A 20,604-nucleotide genomic window follows, 5' to 3' on the forward strand; every position below is an offset into this window, starting at 1 on the left:
CTAGTATATCAACTTTCAAAATCTTTGTCAACACTTTTTTCAGATTTTTTTCATTTTTCCAACAGGCTTATAGTTCGATTGTAGCAAGGTTTTCATCCAGCAATTTGGCTCCCAATGTGTTCTTAAAATGCCCAAGAGCAAACTGATGATTTTCTGGCCAAATAGAGGCAACCGCAGACTTGACAATCTCTATTTGATAACCTAAATTATAGGCATCAATAGCCGTATGAAGGACACAAATGTCAGTAAGCACTCCAGTTAGGATGACTGTATCTACCCGACGTTCCCGCAAGCGGATATCTAAGTCCGTTCCAGAAAATGCTGAATAGTGACGTTTGTCCATCCAAAAGACACGGCTATCCGCCTCATGGTCAGCATAAAAGTCAGCTAGGGGTCCATAAAGGTTACGCCCATTAGTTCCAATGATGTTGTGTGGTGGAAAGAGCTTGCTTTCTGGGTGGAATGCATCCTTCTCCTCATGAGCATCAATGGTAAAAAAGATATAGTCTCCACGATCAAAAGCTAATCGGGTTACCTGATCAATGGCTTTTGATATTGCTTGAGCAGGTGCGCCAGCAGTTAGCTTTCCATGGTCTGCTACGAAATCCTCTGTATAATCAATCGAGATTAAAGCCTTTGCCATTAGTAGTCCCTCTTTTTCACTTCCTCAAAAATATCACCAATTAGAACTTTGAGATAAGTCCCCTTCATTCCAAGTGAACGACTCTCAATAATTCCCGCTGACTCCAGTTTACGAAGCGCATTGACAATCACTGAGCGTGTAATGCCAATACGGTCTGCAATAACAGACGCAGTCAGCTGACCTTCATTTCCATCCAATTCAGCTAAAATAGCTGATACGGCACGAAGTTCTGAATAGGAAAGGGTGTTGACCGCCATGGTAACAGCCGTACGACGGCGAATATTCTTTTCATCTTCTTCACGTTGGAAGTTCAATAGTTGAATTCCCACAACCGTGCTCGCAATCTCGACAAGGATCAAATCTTCATCTTCAAACTTCTTATCATTGCGCCAAATAATCAACGAACCTAGGCGAATCCCTGATACATGAATCGGAGCAATAGTTGTCAACCCATCTGGAAAGTCCGCACGGCTCTCCACAGGGAAAATGGTCAAATCATGTTCAACAGGAAGGTTGGCTTCCGTATCATAGATCATGTTTGCGCCTTGTACATAGACCTCAGGGAAGGTTTTGGTTTGAAAGAATTGTTCTACACGGTCATTATTGGTCTTATAACGCATAAAGTAGCCCAAGAGACGGCCCTTGTTATTCACAATACAAGCGTTACAATCAATAATATCTGCTAACTGGCGTGTGATCGCATTGTAAGGAAGTTCATCTTGGAGTTGCTCCTCAGAGCGCTTTAGAATAGACGTTATTTTTCTTGTTTTTTCTAATAAATGTGCCATTTTTTACCTCGCATATAATCGCTTCCATTATAACATAGAAAAGTCTTTATTTCAACAATTATCTGAAAATTGCTTATTTAATTGCAATTTTGAACAGCAAAAATATTTTAGAAAAAAAAGCGATTTTTTTATTGACATCCTATTTTATTTTTGATATTATGACATTATAAGAAGATGACATGATAAATCCCTTTCCGTTCCACCTATCCTTTACTATCACCATCTTCTTTTACTATCGGTCTCCTTATATATAAAAGCGATTCACAATGTGAATCGCTTTTTTCTATTTGTCTCCTTTGTTACGAATAACAAAGCCTGTCTTCTTTTCGCTTGAAGTGTTGCGAGGTTTTTTATTGTCTTTATTACGGTAACGTCTGTCTTTATCAAAACGATCGTTTCCACGACTGCCTTTCTTAAAGTCATCACGGCGACCATTGCCACGGCGATCACGATCTCGACGGTCGTCTCCACGACGGCCTCCTCGACCTCCCTTACCTTTGCTACCAAAGCCATTACCTGATGGTTTAAATGGCAGTGGTTTTTCACGCGCAATCTCCACTTCTGGAAGGCTGTCTGGATCTTGGACTGTCAGACTCAAAACATACATAGCCAATTCTTCTGGACTAAATTCAGCAGCTAACTTACGAGCATCTTTAGCAAATTTCTCAAAGTTCCCACGAATGGCTTCATCCGCAAAATCACGTTCTATTTTCTTGAGAGCTACTTGTTTCTTAGCTTGGAAGGCTTCTTCAGCTGTCGCTGATTTCAAGCCTTTCATGCGTTTCTTAGTCAAGTTTTCGATGATTTGAAGGTAGCCCATTTCATTTGGTGCTACGAAAGTAATAGATTGACCTGACTTACCAGCACGACCTGTACGACCGATACGGTGAACATAACTTTCAGGATCTTGTGGAATATCGTAGTTGTAGACATGGGTCACACCTGAAATATCCAAACCACGTGCTGCCACGTCAGTCGCAACCAAAACATCAAGATTCCCATTTTTAAAATCACGAAGGACACGAAGACGTTTATTTTGGTCTAGGTCTCCATGAATTCCTTCAGCACGGAAACCACGGATTTTCAGACCACGAGTCAATTCATCTACACGGCGTTTGGTACGACCAAATACAATAGCAAGTTCTGGTTGTTCTACATCCATGAGACGTGTCATGGTATCAAATTTTTCTTGTTCCTTAACACGGATATAGTATTGGTCAACTAGTTCTGTTGTTAATTCCTTGGCAACAATCTTGACATGCTCAGGGTCTTTCATAAACTGAACACCGATACGTTTGATCGCATCTGGCATGGTTGCTGAAAAGAGCAAGGTTTGACGATTTTCAGGGACACGGGAAATGATGGCTTCGATGTCTTCAAGGAAGCCCATGTTGAGCATTTCGTCCGCTTCATCAAGGATCAGAGTTTCAATGTCTTGTAATTTCAAGGCCTTGCGTTTAATCAAGTCCAAGAGACGACCTGGTGTTCCTACCACAATGTGAGCACCAGATTTAAGGGCTTTGATTTGTTTTTCAATGCTGGAACCACCGTAAACTGAGCGAACTTTCACACCCTTGCTACGACCAAAGCGAAAGAGTTCCTCTTGGCTTTGGACAGCGAGTTCACGAGTTGGAGCGATAACCAAGGCTTGGATGGTCGCTTCTTCTGTACGGATTTTTTCAAGGGTTGGCAAGCCAAAGGCTGCAGTTTTTCCTGTACCAGTCTGAGCTTGACCGATAACGTCTTTTCCTTCGAGAGCCAAGGGAATGGTCTGTTCTTGGATAGGACTGGCTTCTACAAATCCAGCTTTTTCAATCTCTGCTAGCAATTCAGCAGACAAGTTAAATTCATTAAATTTCACGTTATTCTTCTTTCTAAAGGTGGTGCGAAGCCACCCTATAGGGCTTTAGTTTATACTTTTCTTTTCATGACGTATCTTCTTTAAAACGAGATACCGTGTTGCTTCTTTTCCACGAAAGAAAAGTACGAGTTTCTTTGCAACTTATCTAGTATAACACAAGAGAGAAGCAAAAGATAGTAGAATCCATTAGGAATATCATGTAAACGATTTTCTAGCTGTAAAGTAACCTGAAACTTGTTTTTCAGAGGATTTGAAGAGACCATTTCAAACTCACTTCATTTCCCGTAGCAGATTTGTGCAAAAAGTGTTTTCTTATGCTAGAATGAAAACCGAATAGGAGGACTATAAATGTTAACATATGATTTAATCGTTATTGGATTCGGTAAAGCTGGGAAAACACTAGCTGGTAAATTGGCTTCAGCTGGCAAAAAAGTTGCCCTCGTTGAACGTAGCAAAGCTATGTACGGTGGAACTTGTATCAACATCGGATGTATTCCAACTAAAACCTTGCTAGTTGCTGCTGAGAAAGACTTGTCTTTTGAAGAAGTGATTGCTACCAAAAATACTATCACTAGTCGCCTCAACGGTAAAAACTATGCTACTGTTGCGGGTACAGGCGTGGATATCTTTGATGCGGAAGCGCACTTCCTTTCAAATAAGGTCATTGAAATCCAAGCTGTTGACGAAAAACAAGAACTAACTGCTGAAACTATCGTCATCAATACTGGTGCCGTTTCAAACGTCTTGCCAATCCCAGGACTTGCTACAAGCAAGAATGTCTTTGACTCAACAGGTATCCAAAACTTGGACAAATTGCCTGAAAAACTTGGTGTCCTTGGTGGCGGAAATATCGGTCTTGAATTTGCAGGCCTTTACAATAAACTTGGAAGCAAGGTTACAGTTCTAGATGCCTTGGATACATTCTTACCTCGTGCCGAACCTTCCATCGCAGCTCTTGCTAAGCAATACATGGAAGAAGACGGTATTGAATTGCTTCAAAACATCCGTACCACTGAAATCAAAAACGACGGTGACCAAGTCCTTGTCGTAACTGAAAACGAAACTTACCGTTTCGACGCCCTTCTCTACGCAACTGGACGTAAACCGAATGTAGAACCACTTCAACTTGAAAACACAGATATTGAACTAACAGAGCGTGGGGCTATCAAGGTAGACAAACATTGTCAAACAAACGTTCCTGGTGTCTTTGCAGTTGGAGACGTCAACGGTGGACCTCAATTTACCTACATTTCACTTGATGACTTCCGTGTTGTCTACAGCTACCTTGCTGGAGATGGCAGCTACACTCTTGAAGACCGTCTCAATGTACCAAACACTATGTTCATCACACCTGCACTTTCACAAGTTGGTTTGACTGAAAGCCAAGCAGCTGATTTGAAACTTCCATACGCAGTTAAGGAAATCCCTGTTGCAGCCATGCCTCGTGGTCACGTAAATGGAGACCTTCGCGGAGCCTTCAAAGCTGTTGTCAATACTGAAACAAAAGAAATTATTGGTGCAACTATCTTCTCAGAAGGTTCACAAGAAATCATCAACATCATCACTGTTGCGATGGACAACAAGATTCCTTACACTTACTTCACAAAACAAATCTTCACTCACCCAACCTTGGCTGAGAACTTGAATGACCTGTTTGCGATTTAAGTTGAGACTACATCGTATCTAACAGCCCTCTTTGGGCTGTTTTTGTTTCTGCGAAATCTCAAATCTGTCTTTTCCCTCTTTTATGATATAATGTCCAAACTTTACTTAGCAGTCCTAATTATATATTGAGTCTCAGGTTACTCTTTCAAATATCAGCAATACATATGACTTTGAATAACTCGCTTCAGCTCATCGTTTTATGGGTAATTTAAAAAATATATTTTGCAATGATTGTTTCATGCCTAATTAGTAAATTATCCACTCTTTGCGCGGATCGTATGTGTATTTTCATCGTTTGTGGAAAGGTTTTACCGTTTGCAAATTGATGGCTAAGTCGATATATTTTTTCTTCTTAAATATTTTCCAAATTATTTAATCTTTTTAAAGATAAGAATCACTTTCTAATCAATCAAAGGATACTTCAAATTTCTTCATTCTTGATAATATGAGCAATACCCTGCAAAATGTTTAAACTTTATCATTGTAAAAAATATCGAAAGAAATCCTATATTACATTAATATATATTTGGTATGGGATGAAATTGACTTTCGAAAACATTAACTATATAATGTCTGTAAACAAGAAATAATGAGGTAACGATTATGAATAAAACAGAATTACTGTTACAAAGACTAGATGATATTGGTCAGTCTCTAAAAGATTCTAGACAATCACTAGCTTTGCTGGCACTTGGTTCTTGCGGAGCAGAAAGAGAACGATTGGATCAGTACTCAGATTTGGATTTTTTTGTTATTGTAAAAGATGGCTACAAGCAGGCCTATATACAGGATCTAACTTGGTTAAGTAATCTAGAACCAATTGCATTTCACTACCAAAATACAGTGGACGGACATAAAGTTCTATTTGAAGATGATGTTTTTTGTGAATTTGCTGTCTTTGAAGCTCATGAACTAGTAAACATTCCCTTCGCTGAAGGCAAGATTGTCTGGAAGGAGGTCGGTTTTGATGAAACAATCTGCCGGCCACAAAGATTGCCATCAAAAGAAAATAGAGACCGTGAATGGCTGTTGGGAGAAATTTTATGCAATCTATATATAGGACTAGGTCGCTATCAACGAGGCGAAAAATTGGCTGCTTATGATTTCATCCAAAACAGATCCGTCAAGCTTTGGACCGAACTAATCAATTTGGAAAAAACTTCTAAATCTGATTTTATAGATATTTTTAACAGCAACAGAAGATTTGAAAAAGGTTATCCAAACGAAGCCAAACAATTACCCTACTTTTTGCAAGGTTACGAACGAATTTCTGAATCTGCTCAGGCACTCCTAGAATATCTTGATAAACACTATCCTCTTAACGCATTTATAAAAGAAAAAATTCGTAATTTATTATAAAAGAGACTTTCCAAAAAATAATCTAAATCCCAAAAGTAGGTATCTCTGTCAGTTATAATAGATTAATGAAATTTTAAAACCTGTAGAGGATAATCGATGTCCTCTCCTTTCTTATATTCATAGTGAGAAAGATTTATTTCTTAAAGTTGCCAAAGTTATCAAATTCAAAGATATTGTATTTGATTGGTTTGGTTTAATCAGAACCTAAAAAGCACTTCTAAGGTTACTTCTTTAGTTGATCTTAGAGGTCACTTTAGTTATTGGACTGCTGGGCGCAGTATGATATAATAGAAACATGAAATTAAAAACTACTTTGGGCCTTCTTGCTGGACGCTCTTCTCACTTCATTTTGAGCCGTCTTGGCCGTGGAAGTACTCTCCCAGGAAAACTTGCCCTTCAATTTGATAAAGATATTTTACAACATCTAGCTAAGAACTACGAGATTGTCGTGGTCACTGGAACCAACGGGAAAACCCTGACAACTGCCCTCACTGTCGGCATTTTAAAAGAGGTTTATGGTCAGGTTCTGACCAATCCAAGCGGTGCCAATATGATCACAGGGATTACGACAACTTTCTTGACTGCCAAATCTTCTAAAACTGGGAAAAACATTGCTGTCCTCGAAATTGACGAGGCCAGTCTATCTCGTATTTGTGACTACATCCATCCTAGTCTTTTCGTCATCACCAATATCTTCCGCGATCAGATGGACCGCTACGGTGAGATTTACACAACTTATAAGATGATTTTGGATGCTATCCGTAAGGTGCCTACGGCTACTGTTCTTCTAAATGGTGACAGTCCGCTTTTCTACAAGCCAGCTATTCCAAATCCAGTACAGTATTTTGGTTTTGACTTAGAAAAAGGTCCAGCCCAACTGGCTCACTACAATACCGAAGGTATTCTCTGCCCTGACTGTCAAGGCATCCTCAAATATGAGCACAATACCTATGCTAACTTGGGGGCCTATATCTGTGAAAATTGTGGTTGCAAACGTCCTGACTTGGACTACCGTCTGACAGACTTGGTTGAATTGACCAACAATCGCTCCCGCTTTGTCATTGACGGCCAGGAATACGGCATCCAAATCGGTGGACTCTACAACATCTACAATGCTCTAGCTGCAGTTGCCATCGCCCGTTTCCTCGGTGCAGATTCGCAACGGATCAAGCAAGGATTTGACAAGAGTCGCGCTGTCTTTGGACGTCAGGAGACCTTCCATATCGGTGATAAGGAATGCACCCTTGTCTTGATTAAAAATCCAGTCGGTGCAACTCAGGCTATCGAGATGATCAAACTAGCGCCTTATCCATTTAGCCTATCTGTCCTTCTCAACGCCAACTATGCTGATGGGATTGACACTAGCTGGATCTGGGATGCTGACTTTGAACAAATTGCTGACATGGACATTCCTGAAATCAACGCTGGTGGTGTTCGTCATTCTGAAATCGCGCGTCGTCTACGAGTGACAGGCTATCCAGCTGAGAAAATCACTGAAACAAGCAATCTGGAACAAGTTCTCAAGACCATTGAGAACCAAGATTGTAAGCATGCCTATATCCTAGCTACCTATACTGCTATGCTAGAATTCCGTGAACTGCTGGCTAGTCGTCAGATTGTTAGAAAGGAGATGAACTAATGGTTTATACTTCACTTTCCTCAAAAGCTGGCAACTACGCTTATCAGCTCAACATCGCCCACCTCTATGGAAACCTCATGAATACCTACGGGGACAACGGCAACATCCTCATGCTCAAGTATGTGGCTGAAAAACTGGGGGCTCATGTGACAGTTGACATCGTTTCTCTCCATGATGACTTTGATGAAAACCACTACGACATCGCCTTTTTCGGTGGTGGTCAAGACTTTGAACAAAGCATCATCGCAGGCGATCTACCTGCTAAAAAAGAGAGCATTGACAACTACATCCAAAACAATGGTGTTGTTCTAGCCATCTGCGGTGGTTTCCAACTTTTGGGCCAATATTATGTTGAAGCCTCAGGCAAACGCATCGAAGGACTAGGTGTCATGGGCCACTACACCCTCAACCAGACCAATAACCGCTTTATCGGTGACATCAAGATTCACAATGAAGATTTCAATGAAACCTACTATGGCTTTGAAAATCACCAGGGACGTACCTTCCTTTCTGATGACCAAAAACCACTGGGTCAGGTTGTCTATGGAAATGGAAATAACGAAGAAAAGATCGGCGAAGGGGTTCATTATAAGAATGTCTTTGGTTCCTACTTCCACGGACCTATCCTCTCTCGTAATGCCAATCTAGCTTATCGTCTAGTCACTACTGCTCTCAAGAAGAAATACGGTCAGGACATCCAACTCCCTGCCTATGAGGACATCCTCAGCCAAGAAATCGCTGAAGAATACAGTGACGTGAAAAGCAAGGCTGACTTTTCTTAAACTAAGGAAAATTAGATAAAAGAACTCCACTATCTTGTCGGAGTTCTTTTTGCCTGTTCTTTTACCCTTCTCCCTTGCATTTTCTCTCTTTTTTTGCCAAAATAGAGGGGTAGAAAGAAGGTAGCATATGTCTAAATTACAACAAATCCTAACATATCTTGAATCAGAAAAACTAGACGTCGCTGTCGTATCTGACCCCGTCACTATTAATTACCTCACTGGCTTTTACAGTGATCCCCATGAACGTCAAATGTTTCTCTTTGTCCTAGCGGATCAGGAACCACTCCTCTTTGTTCCAGCCCTTGAAGTGGAACGTGCAAGTAGCACCGTTTCCTTCCCAGTTGTGGGCTATGTGGATTCTGAAAATCCATGGCAAAAAATCAAAAATGCCTTACCACAGCACGATTTCAAACGTGTTGCTGTTGAGTTTGACAATCTCATCTTGACCAAATACCATGGTTTGAAAACCGTCTTTGAAACTGCTGAGTTTGAAAACCTCACTCCTCGTATCCAACGCATGCGCCTCATCAAATCGGCTGATGAAGTCCAAAAAATGATGGTTGCAGGTCTCTATGCCGACAAGGCGGTCAAAGTTGGTTTCGACAATATCTCTCTTGATAAAACAGAGACAGATATCATCGCCCAAATCGACTTCGCCTTAAAGCGTGAAGGCTATGAAATGAGTTTTGATACCATGGTCTTGACTGGTGACAATGCTGCAAATCCACACGGAATTCCTGGTGCAAACAAGGTCGAAAAAGACGCCCTTCTCCTCTTTGACCTGGGTGTCATGGTTAATGGCTACGCATCAGATATGACTCGTACGGTCGCTGTCGGCAAACCAGACCAATTCAAAAAGGATATCTACAACTTGACCCTTGAAGCCCAACAAGCTGCCCTTGACTTTATCAAACCAGGTGTGACTGCTCATGAAGTAGATCGCGCTGCTCGCGAAGTCATTGAAAAAGCTGGTTATGGAGAGTACTTCAACCACCGTCTCGGTCACGGTATCGGTATGGATGTCCACGAATTCCCTTCTATCATGGAAGGAAACGACATGGTCATCGAAGAAGGTATGTGCTTCTCTGTTGAACCTGGTATCTATATCCCTGGTAAAGTTGGTGTTCGTATCGAGGACTGCGGTGTTGTCACTAAGGAAGGGTTTGACCTCTTTACCAGCACCAGCAAGGACTTGCTTTATTTTGATTAAACTAGACAAACAAAAAGTCAGCTATTGAAGCTGACTTTTTTATTTTATCTTCTTGACACTCTGAAAGACTACAAACCCTACAATCATACCCAGAGTATTTTGCAGGAAGTTTGGTATGATTTCTGGTAAGGCTGCTGACCAGCCATTCATTAGGGTTGAGCCCAGAGCGTAGCCACTTACCATGACGATAGTAGCTAAGACTAAGCCCAGCCATTGCCATTTCCCTTTAAAACCTGCAAAAAATCCTTGCAAGCCATGGTTTATCAAGCTAAAGAACATCCACTGTGGAAAGCCTGATAAAAGGTCAATCAGGAATCCTGCTAGTCCTCCAACGACAGCTCCTTCTTTACTACCAAAGTAAAAGGCAGTAAAGAAAATACCTGCATCCAAGAGAGTCAACATTCCTGTTGGCGTTCCAATTTTCAAGTAATAGCCTAGGACTACTGAAAGGGCGGTTAAAAGGGATACAAGGGCGATTTTAGTTGTTTTGGTTTGCTTCATATTGTCTTACTCCATATTGATCTGCTTGTGCAATGGCACGGTAAACGAAAGCTTTAGAACTTTCTACTGCTTGTAAAAGTTCATCACCTTTAACCAAGTGACTAGCGATGCTTGAGGCAAAGGTACAACCTGCGCCAGCATTTTGGCCTTGGATAACGGGATTCTCTAGAACTGTAAAAGTTTGTCCATCATAAAAGACATCTACAGCCTTGTCCTGACTGAGGCGATTGCCTCCCTTGATAATAACTGCTGGCGCTCCTAAATCATGCAATTTCTGCGCTGCTGCTTTCATGTCTTCCAAGGTTTTAATTTCCTGATCAGCCAATAATTCTGCTTCAGGAAGATTTGGCGTAACCACACTGACATGAGGGAAAAAGCGAATCAACTCTTGACAGAGTTGGCTGACCGCTACATCATGCGTTTCCTTGCAGACCAAGACGGGATCCAATACAACAGGCACTCCTGGACGTTGCTTGATAAAGTCCAAGGCCTTCTCAGCCACACTGACAGTAGGAAGAAGGCCAATCTTAATCCCTGCAAACTCGACATCACGTAAGCTATTCAACTCATGTTGGAAAATAGTATCATCCGTAGGGAAGACTCCAAAGCCCTTTTCGGTCAAGGCCGTCAAACAAGTGACAGCTACAAAGCCATGCAAGCCGTTCAAGGTATAGGTAGCCAAATCAGCTGACAAACCACCACCACTAAAAATATCATTCCCAGAAAGGGCTAAAATACGATTATTCTTCATAACGAATCTCCTTTAAATACAAGCCATTCGGTGCAGCCGTTGGACCTGCTAGCTGTCTATCTTTTTTTTCTAAGATCAAGTCAATCTGCTCAACTGGCATTCGATTATTTCCGATTTTTAGCAGTGTCCCCACCATATTGCGAATCTGCTTATACAAGAAACCATTCCCTGAAAAGGTAAAGGTCAAAAACTGCCCTGTCTCATCAACACTAAGACTGGCTTCTGTAATGGTTCGAACCTTGTCCTCTACACTGGTTCCAGATGCTGTAAACCCGGTAAAATCATGAGTTCCCTCTAGCTTTTTGATTGCCATCTGCATCCGCTCCACGTCGAGCGGATAGGGAAAGTGAGTAGCGTAGTGACGACGCATAGGATTTTTGGGACGTCCTCTATCCACGATAAACTCATAGGTCTTGCTGTGCTTGGCATAACGGCAATGAAAATCATCTGCCACAATCTCAATTGAAATCACATCAATATCTTCTGGAGACTGGGTATCCAGAGCAAAACGGAGTTTTTCCTCATCCATCTGATAGGGCAGGTCAAAATGAATAACCTGACCAAGAGCATGAACCCCACTATCCGTCCTACCAGCACCGTGAACAGTGATGGCTTGCCCCTTATTGAGTCTCGTTAAGGTTTTCTCAATTTCCTCTTGAACGCTCCTCGCATGAGGCTGGCGCTGAAAACCGGCAAAGCCATAACCATCATAGGAAATGATTGCTTTATATCTTGTCATAACTTCTATTTTATCAGGAAATAAAAGTGTAAACAAGTTTAAAAACCAATAATTGTCTGGGTACAAAATTCCCAGAAAGAAAAACTTAGGAAATTAATCCTAAGCTCTCTTTTGAAGTGCGTACATAACAAAGATAGAAGTGACAATCAACCAACATCCTAAAATGGTGAAGACCAACATACCGTTTTGAGTCACCAAGCCAATCGCCCCAAGAATGAAAGGTGTCGTAAAGGCTCCAAAACTGCATCCTAGCACTGCAAAAGATGTTGCCTGATTAAGGAGCTTAGCTGGTATTCTTTCAGAAAGAAGCTGAAAGACAGTGGTCAAGGCCACACTGTAAGAAAAACCTGCCACAACACTTCCAACTACCATCACACCCAATGACGGAGACAAGGCAATCACAATTTGCCCCAATCCAAAGGTGATACCTGACCAAAGGAGCAACCTTTCTTTAAACAGAGAGATAAAGAAAGAAAAACTCACACCTGCCAAGATACCAATCAACTGCATGATACTTAAAACCAAACTCGATAACTGGGCATCCCCTAGACCTCTTTCCACCATCAGACTAGGAATACGAATGGTGATAGCTGTATTGGTGCAGACAACAACTGCTGCTTCGACAGCCAATAGAAAAATCAAGCCTTTCATCTGTCCTGTCAAACGAGTCGTTTCGGTCTCTTTTTTCTTTGTTTCTTTCTTCTCTTTCCCATAAGGGACAAAGAGCAGATAAAGGATCAATACTAAAAATCCCGCACTGTAGGCCAAGAAGGTCACTGTCCATCCCAAGGATAAGAGTTGACCGACCACTAGAGTCAAAATCGATGCCCCGACAACTTCTGCTGATCCGCGAAGACCCAACATCTGAATCCGTGTCTTTCCATGATAGCGTTCGCTGATGATAGAAATAGCCTTGGCATTGATCATCCCAACACCCAAGCCAAATAAAATCCGCATCGCAAAGACAAAGTTGTACTCCTGATACCAGAAAGGAGCTGTTCCACCGATAGAGAGGATGAGAAGTCCTAGACTAATCTGAAGACGCTCAGGAAACAACCGCTCCAAGAACCCATTTAAAACCAGCATAATCATGATCCCAAATGAAGGAAGACTGACCAGAAGCTCGATTTGTTCTTTGGGGTAGCCTTGATAGTAGTCAAACATGGCTGGCAGAGCACTTGAGATGGAGAAGGAGGTAATCAAAACGAGGGAGAGGGCCAAAATACTAGCCCGTTCTAAATATTGTTTCATGAATTTTCTTTCTGTATATTTCTCACTGTTGATCCTTTTAAAAGGAAGATGGCAAGAAAAGAAGGAGCCCGATTGAACTAGAGACTCCGTCCTAACTTTCCTAATAGGAAGACTATTTTCGCTTGATTTGCTTGATCAGATAGAAGATGAAGCCTGCAACCATATACGCCGCAAAAATGATCAAACACCATTTGATAACCACGTCCCAACCCTTGTTCACATTTAAAAAGAAATAAGGGAAGGGATTGTCCTTGGAATTCGGAATATTGAGTTTTAAGACCAAGCCATTAAACAAGGCAAAAATCATATAAACCAAGGGCAAGATAGTCCACAAGACTGGATCCCAGATCTTGTATTGACCCCGTTTATCAAAGAAAAGGGTGTCGGCTAAAAACCAGAGTGGAACGATATAGTGGCAAAGGAAATTTTCCACACGGTAAAAGTCTGTCGCAATCGGAGCAAGCATAAAATGATAAATCACACAGGTAATCATAATACTCATGGTAACACCACCCTTGAGACGAAGCAAGGTCGGACTTTGCCAATTTTCACCTGAACGGCTCATCACACGGAGCAGATAGCCCGTGAAAATCGTTACCAAAAGATTGGACAACACTGTGTAGTAAAGGAGCATACCAAAACCACCGTGCTTGGTAATCTCCAAATAAACTCCTGTAAATGCTGCTAAGAACAAGAGCACACGACTATAAAAAATAAATTTATAATTCAGTTTCATGGCTAGATTTTCTTAACAAATTCTGACTTGAGTTTCATAGCTCCAAAACCATCAATCTTACAGTCGATGTTGTGGTCACCTTCTACGATACGGATATTTTTAACGCGAGTTCCTTGTTTCAAATCCTTTGGCGCACCTTTTACTTTCAAGTCCTTGATTAAGGTTACAGTATCGCCGTCAGCCAATTTATTTCCATTGGCATCAATAGCAACAACACCTTCTTCTACTTCTGCAACTTCTGCAGGATTCCACTCATAGGCACACTCTGGGCAGACCAAGAGACTTCCGTCTTCGTAGACATATTCTGAATTACATTTTGGGCAATTTGGTAAGTTGTTCATAAGTCCTCCTTAAACTAACAATTATTCTTTAAAATTCATATGTTATTGAACAGCAACTATTATACCGTAAAATCCTACTTTTGACAATGTGTCCTAAGTCCAGCAGACAAAAAAATCATGCAACTGTTTACAGTTACATGACTTTTAAAAGATGATTGGTCATGGGCACTTATCAGGCACCTCATGATAAAAGGGGTAGCAACTATATCTTACAAACCAGGAGCTTGTCCAAGTTCTGCTGTAAGCATCCAAACTGTTTTCTCAAGTTCAGCCTTAGCCCCAACAAAGATATCGTTTGTAACATCATCACCTTCTTCGTCAGTTACATCCAAAGCTTTTTGGAAAAGAGTGATGAGGTAGCGATAAATTGCTAGAACACGTTCCAAGCTTTCTTCAACGTTACGGAATTCTCCTTCTTCTTCTTCGATTTCACTGTGTTGAAGGAATTCTGTCAAAGTTGAGTAAGGTTTGCCACCAAGAGTGATCAAACGTTCACTGATTTCGTCAAGATAGCCATCAAGGCTGTCCATGTATTCATCCATTTTTGGATGCCATACGAGGAAACCACGACCACGCATATACCAGTGAACTTGGTGAAGGGCAATGTGAGCCACATACAAGTCTGCTACTGCTTGGTTCAATACTTCCTTTGTTTTTGCCAATGCTACTGGCGCTGTTTTAGATAATGTTGTTACGTCTTTTACTGCTTCTTTTTTCAATTCAACCATATTGATCACCTCATAATATTATTTTTGCAACCATATTTATTGATTACTATCTCAGTATACTACTCCTAGTAGACAAAAGCAAGAAAATTAACCCATATTAAAAAAGTTGTAATTGACTGATAATTTAAGAAAAATATACAGTCTTTAAAAAAAAGACAGTCTTAGCAGACTGTCTGGAATAACTGAGATTATTTTACAAAATCAAGCAATGCCAAGAAGCTTTCAGCTTCAAGTGACGCACCACCAACAAGGGCACCGTCAACGTCTGGGCAAGCCATGTATGAAGCAACGTTTTCAGGTTTAACAGAACCACCGTATTGAACACGAACTTTGTCCGCAACTTCTTGACCGAAGTCTGCAGCTACAACGTCACGAACAACTTTACACATTTTTTGTGCATCGTCTTGTGAAGCTGATTTACCAGTACCGATAGCCCAGATTGGCTCATAAGCGATAACTGATGCAGCAACTTGTTCTGCAGTCAATCCAGCCAATGCAGCAGATACTTGAGCACCTACGAATTCAGCAGCTTTACCAGCTTCGTAAGTTTCAAGTGACTCACCACAACAGATGATTGGAAGCATGCCGTTTGCAAAGATTGCTTTTGCTTTTTTGTTGATATCTTCGTCAGTTTCATGGAAGTAGTCACGACGTTCTGAGTGCCCGATAACAACGTAGTCAGTACCGATTTCTTTCAAAACTTGTGGGCTAGTTTCACCAGTGAACGCACCTGCATTTTCAAAGTAGCAGTTTTGAGCAGCAACTTTAAGGTTTGAACCTTTAGCAGCAGCAAGAACAGCTGTCAAATCAACTGCAGGAGCTGCGATACCTGCTTCAACAAGGTCTGATGAAGGAAGTTTTGATGCAACGGCTTCAACGAATGCTTTTGCTTCTTCTGGATTTTTGTTCATTTTCCAGTTACCAGCGATAAATGGTTTACGTGACATTTCACATACCTCTTTTTTCATTTTATTCACTATTATTCTATCATATTTATAAGGAGCTTGCAAACCTTACTCTAATTTTCAAGATTTTTCAAGCGACTAATCTTGCCACAAATTCATGGCATCAAGGAAATCAGCCGAAGCCTGAACTTGTTTGGGATTGTTGGCTTCTCGCTCTGCTCGTTTGGCCTCTACTTGGGCAACAGACTGGATGCCTTCATGGCGCCAGTTTCGTAGGATTGCCTGAATATATTTCCAGTTTGGCTTGCCATTGAGAACGGCCTCTCGGAGAGCTTCCTTGATCAAATCCGCCTTAACTCCATCTTCTTTGACAGTCTTAGAAAGATCCTCGATTTCAAATGGTGTTAATAAGCGTCCCAATTCCTGCTGAAAAGTTTCAACCAGATCCTTCAACTGATTCTGCGGGTTTGGGGCTGTTGTAGCTGGAGTTTGGCTATCTAGTAAGCTATCCAAGCGTTCAAAAGCCAAACTAGCATCAAAAATCAGCTCAATTTCCCCATTTAGTTCAATGGTCCGATATTGTAGCAAACCATTTTCAGTCAAATTCGAAATGGATTGGTTGACATCTGCCACCTCTTTCCCAATGATTTCAGCAATCTGACTAGGTGAAACATCTCCTAAGGCTGTGGTATTTTGTAAATAGAAAAATTGCCAGACCAGAAAATCTTCGCTGGAAGGAAAGAGTTCCTTAAAATGCAAGAGCAGGGCACTTGGCAAAACCAAGTTCCCTGATTTAAAAGCGTCAAAATATGTCATAATTCCTCTTATAGATATCCAAATGCAGCCGCATCATCCTCTACCTTTCTCCAGTCAAAAGGGGTTTCTTGATAAACTGCATAGTTTACCCAATTGCTGAAAAAGAGGGCAGCTGATGAAGACCAACAGAGACAGGGAGTCTCATTTACATCATCATTTTTAAAGTAGTTCTCTGGGATATGAGGGTTGAGTCCCGCCTCATAATCACGAAAATACTCTCTTGCCAAAGTGTCACGATCGTACTCCAAATGACCAAAACTATAAATCTCACGCAAATCTCGACTAGCTAGGATAGAAACCCCAACCTCAGGACCTTCTGACAGAATCTCCAGATTGGTCTTGTTTAAGATTTCTTCTTTTAAAATCTCAGTATGACGAGAATGAGGAGCTACATAGCGATCATCAAAACCTCTAAAAAGAAGGTGCCCCTCTTTTAAGGTGTCCTGTGGATAAATGCCTGATAGTTTCCGATCCATCTGGTGCTTTTCAACGCCATAGCGAACATAAAGACCTGCTTGTGCTCCCCAACAGATATGAAGGGTTGAAAAAACATGCGTCTTGGACCATTCGATGACCTGCTTGAATTCTTCCCAGTAATCTACCTCCTCAAAAGGCAAATGCTCCACTGGTGCTCCTGTGATAATCATTCCATCAAAAAAGTCATCCTTGACCTCTGGAAAGGTCTTATAGAAGGTTTCCATATGTTCGGCACGAGTTGTCTTGGAACGATGTGTTTCCATATATAAGAAATCAATATCTAATTGCAAAGGGGTATTAGCCAAATGCCGTAAGAGTTGCGTTTCTGTTACCATCTTTTGAGGCATGAGATTTAAAATCAAAATCTTCAAGGGGCGAATATCCTGATGAGCAGCCCTTTGGTCGTCCATAACAAAGATATTTTCTGTCCTTAAAATCTCCACAGCTGGTAATTTTTTATCAATTCGAATCGGCATAATACCCTCCTAACAGTTCTCTATTTCGGGAATGATGTTGTCTGTTTGAAAGCAAAAACCTCCAAATACTTCTTCCCTTTATTATACTGTATGAAGATATAGTTTTCAATTATAGTTTTTCTCTAACTAGCTATAGTTAATTTATATAGCAGATGAAGAGAAAACAGCCCCAAGGACTGTTTTTCATTAATAATGCATAAGTACCTTGTAATCGTAATCTCCGATTTTTTCACGGCCTCTAAGCTCATCCAGCTCAATCAAGAAAGCACAACCGGCTACAACTCCACCAAGTCTTTCAATCATCTCAATCGTTGCTTTGACAGTTCCACCTGTTGCCAAGAGATCATCTACGATGAGAACACGTTGGCCTGGCTTAATCGCATCAGCATGCATGGTCAAGGTATCAATACCGTACTCTTTCTCATAGTCAGCAGAAATGACTTCACGTGGCAATTTCCCAGGTTTACGAACAGGAGCAAAGCCAATTCCTAACTCAAAAGCAACTGGGCAGCCAACAATAAATCCTCGAGCCTCTGGCCCCACGATCATGTCGATCTTCTTGTCTGTTGCATACTGAACAATTTCACGAACAGCATAGCTATAAGCATTTCCATCTGCCATCAAAGGGCTGATATCACGGAAGGTGATGCCTTCCTTAGGATAGTTTTCAATCGTTGCGATATAATCTTTTAAATTCATCTTTTTCTTTCTTTCAAAGTTTTTACTCTCTATTATACCACATTTTTTGTGAAAGAAGAAGAAAAGCACTATTCTATTACTCCATCAGGCTATTAATGGAGTTATTTCCCCTAGTGTGAACTTATCATCAAAAAAACGAGCACATTCGTACTCGTTTTTAAAAATCTGTTAATTAAAGTGAGTTCACGTCAACCTTGATACCAACACCTTGAGTAGTCGTGATTGTCAAGTTTGTTACGTAAGTTCCTTTAGCTGTGGCTGGTTTTGCTTTTTGGATTGTTTCGTTGAAAGCTTTGAAGTTTTCAACCAATTTTTCAGCTTCAAATGATACTTTACCGATGATTGCTTGAACGTTACCTGCACGGTCAGCACGGTAAGTAATCTTACCACCTTTAGACTCTTCAACTGCTTTAGCAACATCCATTGTTACAGTACCAGTCTTAGGGTTTGGCATCAAGTTACGTGGTCCAAGGACACGTCCAAGACGTCCAACAAGAGCCATCATGTCAGGTGTAGCGATAACTACGTCGAAGTCCAACCAACCGTCGTTGATTTTCGCAACAAGGTCATCTTCACCAACAAAGTCTGCACCAGCAGCTTTTGCTTCTTCAGCTTTTGCACCACGTGCGAAAACAAGAACGCGCGAAGTTTTACCAGTACCGTTTGGCAATACCATTGCTCCACGGATTTGTTGGTCAGCTTTTTTAACATCGATGTTCAAGTTGTAAGCAACTTCTACAGTTGCGTCAAATTTTGCAAAGTTAGTTTCTTTTGCAAGTGCTACAGCTTCTTCTACACTGTATGCTTTTGTGCTGTCGATTTTTTCAAGAGCAGCACGAAGTTGTTTGCTTTTTTTAGCCATTTTCTATTCTCCTTGTAAGTGGTTCAATCGATTTTCATCTCCCACGTCACTTCTCGAAATGATGAAGTCTTGCGGGTTATATTGGGGGTGTTATTGATTAGTCAACAACAGTGAATCCCATAGAACGAGCAGTACCTTCGATCATACGCATTGCAGACTCAATGTTTGCTGCGTTCAAATCTGGCATCTTAGTTTCTGCAATTTCTTGTACTTGTGCACGAGTAACTGTAGCAACTTTAGTTTTGTTAGGTGTACCTGATCCTTTTTCAACACCTGCAGCTTTTTTCAAAAGAACAGCAGCTGGTGGTGTTTTTGTAACGAAAGTAAATGATTTGTCTTCGTATACTGAGATAACAACTGGAATGATCATACCAGCTTGGTCAGCTGTACGAGCGTTGAACTCTTTTGTGAATCCCATGATGTTGATACCAGCTTGACCAAGAGCAGGTCCAACTGGTGGAGCTGGTGTAGCTTTACCAGCAGGGATTTGCAATTTTACAAGTTTTTCGACTTTTTTAGCCATTTTTAAATCCTCCTTTGTGGTTTTGGCGGTAATTAGAGATTTTTACCTCCCACAAGTATGCTTTACACATACCTTTCCATTATACACTATTTATCTAAAAATGCAAGAGAAAAATTACTTTTTTAATCGACGTAATCTCCGCCTTCAAAGCCATAGTACTCTTCCAAACTGAGACCACTTGCAGCAATTTCTTTGGCTTCTTTTCCAACGTAGCGAAGATGCCATTCTTCTGCCATGTAGCCAGTCTCTTTTTCTTTGCCTTTGAGATAGCGAACGACAAAGCCATAGTCAGCCGCATGATCCAATAGCCACTGGGCTGCCTTCTCCTCTGTTACCAATTCTCCGTTAGTCCCGATCAAATCAAAAGCAAGACCCGTTTGGTGTTCACTGTAACCTGGGCGTGCTGAGTAGCGATCTGCTGCTTCCTTACCGTCTTGATTCACATAGTCTTGATAAAGTTTGGTTTGAGTTTCATAACTTCTAAAACCACTGTAGTGATCGCTGATTGGGTAGCCAGCTGCTTGCATTGCTGCAATGAGTTTCAGCAACTCTGCTTTAGCTGTTGGATTTTCTCCTGGGTTATAGTCTTTTGACAAAGGATAGTGCTTATTAGCTATGACGATTTCATCGTATTTCCCTTGAATACTATAGTAGTCTCCCTTATTGACAACTTCTGCCTTCTTCTGACTAGAAGCTTGGGATTTGCTCCCTACAGTTCCTTCAGGTTGACTAGTTTGTTCTGTTTTTTGAGTATTTTCTTCATTTTTAGGTTTTTCTTGAGAACATGCTGCTAGGGTTACTGCCAGCAAACCAGATAAAACAATGTATCTTTTTTTCATTTTTTCTTCCTCT

At 41.1% G+C, this 20,604-nt stretch carries 22 protein-coding genes; 5 read left to right on the forward strand and 17 right to left on the reverse strand.

Annotated features, from left to right (window positions below; translation table 11 throughout):
• Positions 1-67: 67 nt before the first annotated feature.
• From I6H78_RS02780 to I6H78_RS02790, 3 genes are all read right to left on the reverse strand, one after another.
• A complete protein-coding gene (locus tag I6H78_RS02780) occupies positions 68-643 on the reverse strand; it encodes a cysteine hydrolase family protein (RefSeq protein WP_198459891.1) in 576 nt (191 codons plus the stop codon).
• The gene (gene codY / locus I6H78_RS02785) at positions 643-1,431 is read right to left on the reverse strand and encodes a GTP-sensing pleiotropic transcriptional regulator CodY (RefSeq protein WP_000940725.1); all 789 of its coding nucleotides are present in this window, start codon (positions 1,429-1,431) and stop codon (positions 643-645) included. The genes I6H78_RS02780 and codY overlap by 1 nt, the downstream gene beginning before the upstream one ends.
• A gap of 283 nt (positions 1,432-1,714) precedes the next feature.
• Complete coding sequence (locus tag I6H78_RS02790; protein WP_198459893.1) at positions 1,715-3,292, reverse strand: DEAD/DEAH box helicase; 1,578 nt, start codon at positions 3,290-3,292, stop codon at positions 1,715-1,717.
• Between the two features lie 348 nt (positions 3,293-3,640).
• On the opposite strand from I6H78_RS02790, the gene I6H78_RS02795 reads away from it, so the two are divergent.
• From I6H78_RS02795 to I6H78_RS02815, 5 genes are all read left to right on the forward strand, one after another.
• The gene (locus I6H78_RS02795; RefSeq protein WP_198459895.1) at positions 3,641-4,957 is read left to right on the forward strand and encodes an FAD-containing oxidoreductase; all 1,317 of its coding nucleotides are present in this window, start codon (positions 3,641-3,643) and stop codon (positions 4,955-4,957) included.
• Positions 4,958-5,560: 603 nt separating this feature from the next.
• Positions 5,561-6,316, forward strand: coding sequence for a hypothetical protein (locus I6H78_RS02800; protein ID WP_198459897.1), 756 nt, complete (start codon positions 5,561-5,563; stop codon positions 6,314-6,316).
• A 295-nt stretch (positions 6,317-6,611) separates the two neighbouring features.
• Positions 6,612-7,955, forward strand: coding sequence for a lipid II isoglutaminyl synthase subunit MurT (gene murT / locus I6H78_RS02805; protein ID WP_198459899.1), 1,344 nt, complete (start codon positions 6,612-6,614; stop codon positions 7,953-7,955).
• A complete protein-coding gene (gatD, locus tag I6H78_RS02810) occupies positions 7,955-8,737 on the forward strand; it encodes a lipid II isoglutaminyl synthase subunit GatD (RefSeq protein WP_125389078.1) in 783 nt (260 codons plus the stop codon). The genes murT and gatD overlap by 1 nt, the downstream gene beginning before the upstream one ends.
• Before the next feature lie 127 nt (positions 8,738-8,864).
• Entirely contained in the window at positions 8,865-9,947 is a 1,083-nt protein-coding gene (locus I6H78_RS02815; RefSeq protein ID WP_125389079.1) for a M24 family metallopeptidase, read from the forward strand.
• A 39-nt stretch (positions 9,948-9,986) separates the two neighbouring features.
• On the opposite strand, the gene I6H78_RS02820 is transcribed toward I6H78_RS02815, so the two are convergent.
• The 14 genes from I6H78_RS02820 to ldcB all read right to left on the reverse strand — a co-directional run bounded on the left by I6H78_RS02820 (position 9,987) and on the right by ldcB (position 20,591).
• Positions 9,987-10,448, reverse strand: coding sequence for an ECF transporter S component (locus tag I6H78_RS02820; RefSeq protein WP_198459901.1), 462 nt, complete (start codon positions 10,446-10,448; stop codon positions 9,987-9,989).
• The gene (locus I6H78_RS02825; RefSeq protein WP_198459903.1) at positions 10,426-11,199 is read right to left on the reverse strand and encodes a bifunctional hydroxymethylpyrimidine kinase/phosphomethylpyrimidine kinase; all 774 of its coding nucleotides are present in this window, start codon (positions 11,197-11,199) and stop codon (positions 10,426-10,428) included. Before I6H78_RS02825 ends, I6H78_RS02820 begins: the two co-directional genes overlap by 23 nt.
• Positions 11,189-11,938 (reverse strand): tRNA pseudouridine(38-40) synthase TruA, encoded by a 750-nt coding sequence (truA, locus tag I6H78_RS02830; protein WP_000199160.1) that lies wholly within the window; start codon positions 11,936-11,938, stop codon positions 11,189-11,191. The genes I6H78_RS02825 and truA overlap by 11 nt, the downstream gene beginning before the upstream one ends.
• 99 nt (positions 11,939-12,037) lie before the next feature.
• Positions 12,038-13,189: an MFS transporter gene (locus tag I6H78_RS02835; RefSeq protein WP_000816260.1), complete on the reverse strand. Its 1,152-nt coding sequence runs from the start codon at positions 13,187-13,189 to the stop codon at positions 12,038-12,040.
• A gap of 112 nt (positions 13,190-13,301) precedes the next feature.
• A complete protein-coding gene (locus I6H78_RS02840; RefSeq protein WP_000775204.1) occupies positions 13,302-13,925 on the reverse strand; it encodes a Pr6Pr family membrane protein in 624 nt (207 codons plus the stop codon).
• Positions 13,926-13,927: 2 nt separating this feature from the next.
• Positions 13,928-14,266: a zinc ribbon domain-containing protein YjdM gene (locus I6H78_RS02845; protein WP_001061600.1), complete on the reverse strand. Its 339-nt coding sequence runs from the start codon at positions 14,264-14,266 to the stop codon at positions 13,928-13,930.
• A 209-nt stretch (positions 14,267-14,475) separates the two neighbouring features.
• Positions 14,476-14,994 carry a Dps family protein gene (locus I6H78_RS02850; RefSeq protein ID WP_000229894.1) on the reverse strand — a complete coding sequence of 173 codons (519 nt, stop codon included), beginning with the start codon at positions 14,992-14,994 and terminating at the stop codon, positions 14,476-14,478.
• 188 nt (positions 14,995-15,182) lie between these two features.
• Positions 15,183-15,941: a triose-phosphate isomerase gene (gene tpiA / locus I6H78_RS02855; protein WP_000087899.1), complete on the reverse strand. Its 759-nt coding sequence runs from the start codon at positions 15,939-15,941 to the stop codon at positions 15,183-15,185.
• A gap of 96 nt (positions 15,942-16,037) precedes the next feature.
• Positions 16,038-16,715: a DnaD domain-containing protein gene (locus tag I6H78_RS02860; protein ID WP_049505240.1), complete on the reverse strand. Its 678-nt coding sequence runs from the start codon at positions 16,713-16,715 to the stop codon at positions 16,038-16,040.
• Positions 16,716-16,723: 8 nt separating this feature from the next.
• Positions 16,724-17,668: a homoserine O-acetyltransferase MetA gene (gene metA, locus I6H78_RS02865; protein WP_001122730.1), complete on the reverse strand. Its 945-nt coding sequence runs from the start codon at positions 17,666-17,668 to the stop codon at positions 16,724-16,726.
• Between the two features lie 186 nt (positions 17,669-17,854).
• Positions 17,855-18,367: an adenine phosphoribosyltransferase gene (locus I6H78_RS02870; RefSeq protein WP_198459905.1), complete on the reverse strand. Its 513-nt coding sequence runs from the start codon at positions 18,365-18,367 to the stop codon at positions 17,855-17,857.
• 172 nt (positions 18,368-18,539) lie between these two features.
• Positions 18,540-19,229, reverse strand: coding sequence for a 50S ribosomal protein L1 (gene rplA / locus I6H78_RS02875; protein WP_001085675.1), 690 nt, complete (start codon positions 19,227-19,229; stop codon positions 18,540-18,542).
• A 97-nt stretch (positions 19,230-19,326) separates the two neighbouring features.
• Positions 19,327-19,752: a 50S ribosomal protein L11 gene (gene rplK / locus I6H78_RS02880; protein ID WP_001085808.1), complete on the reverse strand. Its 426-nt coding sequence runs from the start codon at positions 19,750-19,752 to the stop codon at positions 19,327-19,329.
• 122 nt (positions 19,753-19,874) lie between these two features.
• Positions 19,875-20,591 carry an LD-carboxypeptidase LdcB/DacB gene (gene ldcB, locus I6H78_RS02885; protein WP_061453363.1) on the reverse strand — a complete coding sequence of 239 codons (717 nt, stop codon included), beginning with the start codon at positions 20,589-20,591 and terminating at the stop codon, positions 19,875-19,877.
• Between the last annotated feature and the right edge of the window lie 13 nt (positions 20,592-20,604).

The sequence above is a fragment of the Streptococcus oralis genome (assembly GCF_016127915.1).
Lineage (GTDB): Bacteria > Bacillota > Bacilli > Lactobacillales > Streptococcaceae > Streptococcus > Streptococcus oralis_BO.